A 2,319-nucleotide genomic window follows, 5' to 3' on the forward strand; every position below is an offset into this window, starting at 1 on the left:
ATACATGAACATGAAGCACTTGGAGGCGGCTCTGGACGACGCCTCTATTGCCGGTTGACTTCATTCAGCCGGAGCCTGCAAATAATTTTGCGCATAAATCTTGACGGCACCCTAAAGTGCGAAAAATTCTTGACACGACCCAATTTAACCTCAACAAGGTTTGTTTTTTTCATCCATGCAAAATCTTCTTTGTACAACAGACTGTTAGATATAGCAAAAACGGCCTTTCAAAAAAAGTTAACTTCTAAATCAACTGTTTTTTGAAAGGTCGTTTCATCAGATTCTTATAGCAATCCAGCAAATAATCTCATAAATAATTGTCCCAGTCGCAAATATGCACTTCGTCCGGTTTGATATTGGTCTGTCACATCACGACATTCTCCCATCGTTCTTATCAGATCATTTTTTATTTCCACAACTGCCTGACAATCTGCCATAAAACAGCCGTTTTCAAAATGGTGATATAAACTTCGATAATCCAAATTAATTGTTCCACAAGTTGCCATACAGTCATCTGCCACACTCATTTTTGCATGACAGAAACCAGGAGTCCACTCATAAACACGAACACCATGTTTAACTAATCCATGATAAAAAGAACGAGTTACATTATAAATGAATTTTTTATCAGGGATACCAGGTGTGATAATTCTTACGTCTACCCCTCGCTTAGCAGCCAGACATAACGCATGCGTCATTTCATCTGTTATGATTAGATATGGAGTCATAAACCAACAATATTTTTCAGCTTTATTTATCATACTGATATAAACTTCTTCTCCGACCTGCTCATTATCCATAGGACTGTCTGCATAAGGCTGAACAAAACCTGTTTGCTGTGCTTTATAATCGTAATGAATAATGTATTTACTAAAATCAGTATCATTCGTAGCTTTTTCACTAACAGCATTCCACATTTCTAAAAATGTCACTGTAAGCGACTGAACAGCATCTCCTTCTAAACGAATACCTGTATCTTTCCACTGTCCATACGGGTGTGTGTAATTAAAATATTCGTTTGCTAGATTATATCCACCTGTAAATCCGACTTTTCCATCAATAACTGTTATTTTTCTATGATCACGATTGTTCAAAAACAGATTTAAACCTGGCATAAACGGATTGAATACACGGCAATGAATTCCTATTGCCTCCATTTTTTTCACAAAATCTGTGTTAATAAAGCCTATAGAACCCATATCATCGTAGAATACTCTAACTTCCACACCTGCTTTTACTCGCTCTTCCAGAACATCTTGAATCTTATGCCATGCTTCAGCGTCTTCTATCGCATGATATTCCATAAAGATAAACTTTTGTGCTTTCTCCAAATCCTTAAGCTGTGCCTCTAATCCTTTCACTGCTTCATCAAAATACACAATATCCGTATTCTGATAGATTGGATACTGCGAATTTCTTTGTATATAACTTGCAATATTTCCTGCCTTCGGAATCGTTTCGTTTATTCTGTTTAAGCACTCCTGATTATCGGAAAGCATTGGTAACAATTTGCTATCAATTTCTGCATATCGCTCACGCATTTTATGTGTGCCGCCATTCAAACCAATCAATAAATATAGGCCTACACCCATAATTGGGAAAATTAAAATTAATATAACCCAAGGCATTTTCATGGAAGATGTCTTATCTGATGCATACAATCCCAAAACTAAAATTCCACTTAAAATCCTTGTAAATAGATTTATGATTTCTGCATATTCATTTAAGCGTGTTACAATAGTAATAATAAAAACTACTTCTAGAAGAATGCAGACTATGGAAAAACACAATCGTTTTACTCCGTTTTTTGTTTTCGCTTTTCCTTCTAAAGTATCTTGTTTCATATATATTCCAACCTTTCTACTCGATCAAATTTCTGCTTAAATTTCGTGGAACATACCAATTTTGTCTTTTATTCTCTGCATTTCATTATCTGCTTCAATGATAGCTCTTGCAGAATGAAGTAATTCTTCACTTATCTCATCATAGCCAGGCATTTCTTCAATTCCTTTTTTATAGCGAAGTTGATGTTCCAACGTTGCCCAGAAATCCATACCATTGGTTCGAATCTGTAATTCTACACGCATAGGTGTTTTACCCTTAGCAAAAAATACTGGTATTTCAACAATCATATGATAGCTTCGATAACCATTCGATTTTGGATTTTTTATATAATCTTTTATTTCAATAACTTTAATATCATCCTGTTTTGTTTTCGGTAAAATGAAAATGTAGCAAATGGTACTCAAAAAGTGAGCACCCCAATGGCAAATAAAAAGAGCCATTGTCAGCACCTGAAATAAACGCTACCCTTTAGGT

Annotated in this window: 3 protein-coding genes; 1 reads left to right on the forward strand and 2 read right to left on the reverse strand. The window is 35.3% G+C overall.

Annotated features, from left to right (window positions below):
• A partial coding sequence (locus tag ACTNBK_RS16890; RefSeq protein ID WP_441147840.1) for a hypothetical protein occupies window positions 1–264 on the forward strand: 264 nt, incomplete at its 5' end.
• Window positions 265–284: 20 nt separating this feature from the next.
• Here the strand turns inward: ACTNBK_RS16890 and cls are convergent.
• Both cls and ACTNBK_RS16900 read right to left on the reverse strand, forming a co-directional pair.
• A complete protein-coding gene (gene cls, locus ACTNBK_RS16895; RefSeq protein ID WP_008396523.1) occupies window positions 285–1,844 on the reverse strand; it encodes a cardiolipin synthase in 1,560 nt (519 codons plus the stop codon).
• 36 nt (window positions 1,845–1,880) lie between these two features.
• Complete coding sequence (locus ACTNBK_RS16900; RefSeq protein WP_441147843.1) at window positions 1,881–2,285, reverse strand: GTP pyrophosphokinase; 405 nt, start codon at window positions 2,283–2,285, stop codon at window positions 1,881–1,883.
• Between the last annotated feature and the right edge of the window lie 34 nt (window positions 2,286–2,319).

Source organism: Intestinimonas sp. HCP28S3_D6 (assembly GCF_052065695.1).
Taxonomy (GTDB): Bacteria; Bacillota; Clostridia; order Oscillospirales; family Oscillospiraceae; genus Intestinimonas.